Origin of the sequence: Aminiphilus sp. (assembly GCF_029975095.1) — a bacterium.
Lineage (GTDB): Bacteria > Synergistota > Synergistia > Synergistales > Aminiphilaceae > Aminiphilus.
Genome location: NZ_JARKPW010000032.1, coordinates 1 through 3,037, shown reverse-complemented (window position 1 = coordinate 3,037; position 3,037 = coordinate 1). Strand labels below are relative to the sequence as shown.

The following is a 3,037-nucleotide window of genomic DNA, read 5'->3' as shown; positions in this document are numbered from 1 at the left end:
AGACTTGCCTACAAACCGATCCGTGAGCGGACCAACGTCACCCTCTACCTTCTCATCGCCTCCATGGGCATGAGCATCGTCATCGAGAATATCTTCGTCGTCACCGTGGGAGGGCGCTTCCGTGCCCTTCCTCCGGTCATTCCCACCGATCCCGTGAACCTCTTCGGGCTCGCCACCACCAGCGCCTTCGACCTCATCTCCCTCGTCGTCGCCGTCATCTGCCTCGGAGGGCTCCAGATCTTTCTCACCCGGACCAAATGGGGGCTCGCCATCCGCGCCGCCGCGTACAACCTGCGCATCGCCGGCCTCATGGGCGTCAACGTGAGCCGCCTCATCTCCCTCGTCTTCTTCGTCGCCGGCGTTCTGGCCGCCGTGGGAGGCATCTTCCTCTCCGTGCGGTACACCCTCTATCCCCAGCTCGGCGGCATCACCATCAAAGCCTTCGTCGCCGCCGTCATCGGCGGACTCGGCTCCCTTCCCGGCGCCGTCGTGGGCAGCCTCATCCTCGGCCTCGCCGAAATGCTCACCGCAGGCTTCATCTCCAGCCAACTCCGGGATCTGGTGGTCTTCTCGCTCCTCGTGATCACCCTCCTCTTCCGACCCACGGGCCTCTTCGGCAAATCCGTGGGCGAGAAAATCTAGAGGGAGGCAGACCATGTCCGCCTACACCGAAGGCATCATCACCCTGCTCATGATCAACGCCATCGCCGCCATGGGCGTGTGCCTCCTCACGGGCTTCACCGGCGTCTTCACCCTCGGACACGCCGCCTACATGGCCCTCGGCGGCTACGCCACCGCCATTCTCACCGTCAAGTATCATCTCCACTGGCTTCCCGCCGTCGTCGCCGGAGGCATCCTCGCCATCGTCGTCGCCTACGTCATCGGCGTTCCCACCCTGAAACTCATGGGCGACTACTACGCCATCGCCTCCATCGGCCTCGGAGAAGCCATCCGGCTCATCCTCGAGAACTGGCAGTCCGTCACCCGGGGCGCCCGGGGCTATCCCGGCATCCCCACCTTCACCACCATGCCCGTCGCCGTGGGATTTTTTCTCGTCCTCGCCTTCCTGCTCTTCTGTCTCCTCCACGGCAGCTACGGCCGCATGTTCAAGGCCTGCCGGGACGATCACATCGCCGCCGCCCTTCTGGGCTACGACACCGCCAGAGTGCGCGTCCTGAGCCTCGTTCTCTCCGCCTTTTACTGCGGCGTCTCCGGAGGACTCCTCGCGGGCTTCCTCTCCTTCATCCAGCCCGTCATGTTCGACATGCTCAAGTCCACCGAACTCACCGCCGTGGTCGTCTTCGGCGGCCTCGGCTCCTTAAGCGGATGCCTCCTCGGCACCACCATCATCACCCTCGTGACCGAACTCTTCCGTCCCATCTCCCAGTACCGCATGCTCATCTACGGAGCCGTCCTCGTGATCATCATGGTCCTGCGTCCCGAGGGCATCATGGGGCAGTACGAATTCGGCCCGAAACTCTTCCGGAAACTCTTCGGAAGAAAAGCCCCCGCGCAGGAGAGGAGGTAGCGCCATGGCCTTCGCCCTCGAACTCGGCGGCGTCAACAAATTCTTCGGCGGCGTCCACGCCGTGAACGACATGAGCTTCATCCTTCAGGAGGGAGAGCTCGCGGGACTCATCGGCCCCAACGGCGCGGGAAAGACCACCATCTTCAACCTCGTCACCGGCGTCTACGACGTCTCCAGCGGCCACATCACCTTCTTCGGGGAGGACATCACCAACCGCAAGACCTACGAAGTGGTGCGCAAGGGCATCGCCCGGACCTTCCAGAACCTGCGCCTCTTCGCCAGCGCCACCGTCCTGGAGAACGTCATGACCGCCTGCCAGCAGCACCACCGCTACTCCTTCCTCGAAGCCTGCACCCATCTCGGGCGCTGGCGCTCCGTGGAACGGGAGATCCGGGACCGGAGCATGACGCTTCTCGAACGGGTGGGACTCGCCGACCGGGCGGACCAGACCGCCACCACCCTTCCCTACGGGCACCAGCGGCGCCTGGAGATCGCCCGGGCCCTCGCCCTGGAGCCCCGGCTGCTCCTTCTGGACGAGCCCGCGGCGGGCATGAATCCCGAGGAAGTGCAGGACCTGAACCGCCTGATCCAGAAGATTCACGCGGACTTCGGCCTCACCATCCTCGTCATCGAGCACCACATGGAGCTCGTCATGGAGATCTGCCCCCACATCGTGTGCATGAACTTCGGCGCGCTCATCGCCGAAGGCGATCCCGAGCACATCCAGGGACATCCCGAGGTGCTCAAGGCCTATCTCGGCGAGGAGGTGGAGGAATAATGGCCCTCCTGGACGTGAAGAATCTCTCCGTGAGCTACGGCGCCATCCGCGCCCTGTCGGACGTGAGCATCGCCGTGGAGGAGCGGGAGATCGTGAGCGTCATCGGCGCCAACGGGGCGGGCAAGTCCACCCTGATGAACGCCGTCATGGGCATGGTGAAGCGCGACAGGGGCGAGGTCTATCTGGAGGGGAAGCTCCTGGCGGAGCGGAGTTTCCAGGTTGTCGCCCAGGGCATCGCCCTCTCTCCGGAGGGACGGAAGGTCTTCGCCCCCCTCACGGTGTACGAGAACCTTCTCATGGGAGCCTTCCCCCGGTCCGACCGGAACAGAATCGCCGAGGACATGGAGTGGGTCTACACGCTCTTTCCCCGGCTCCGGGAGCGCACGGGCCAGTACGCGGGAACGCTCTCGGGAGGGGAGCAGCAGATGCTCGCCATCGCCCGGGCGCTCATGGCCCGCCCCCGGGTGCTTCTTCTGGACGAGCCCTCTCTGGGGCTCGCGCCGATCATCATCAAGGAAATCTTCAAAGAACTCCGGCGCATCAACGAGGAGGGGGTGACGATCCTCCTGGTGGAACAGAACGCCCGCCAGGCACTGTTGCTCTCCCACCGGGCCTATGTGCTCCAGACGGGACGGCTGATTCTCTCGGGAACGTCCAAAGAACTCCTCGCAAATCCAGAGGTGGAGGCGGCCTACCTCGGTGGAAAACCCGCAACGCACTGAAGGAGCCGG

The 3,037-nt window shown here is 64.4% G+C and carries 4 protein-coding genes; all 4 read left to right on the top strand.

Annotated features, from left to right (window positions below; genetic code table 11):
* The coding region (locus Q1K49_RS02105) for a branched-chain amino acid ABC transporter permease (RefSeq protein WP_300522240.1) at positions 1-642 on the top strand (642 nt) is incomplete at its 5' end.
* A gap of 13 nt (positions 643-655) precedes the next feature.
* Entirely contained in the window at positions 656-1,528 is an 873-nt protein-coding gene (locus Q1K49_RS02100) for a branched-chain amino acid ABC transporter permease (protein WP_300522237.1), read from the top strand.
* A gap of 4 nt (positions 1,529-1,532) precedes the next feature.
* Entirely contained in the window at positions 1,533-2,306 is a 774-nt protein-coding gene (locus Q1K49_RS02095; protein ID WP_300522234.1) for an ABC transporter ATP-binding protein, read from the top strand.
* Positions 2,306-3,028 carry an ABC transporter ATP-binding protein gene (locus Q1K49_RS02090; protein WP_213694047.1) on the top strand — a complete coding sequence of 241 codons (723 nt, stop codon included), beginning with the start codon at positions 2,306-2,308 and terminating at the stop codon, positions 3,026-3,028. Before Q1K49_RS02095 ends, Q1K49_RS02090 begins: the two co-directional genes overlap by 1 nt.
* The last annotated feature ends 9 nt before the right edge of the window (positions 3,029-3,037 follow it).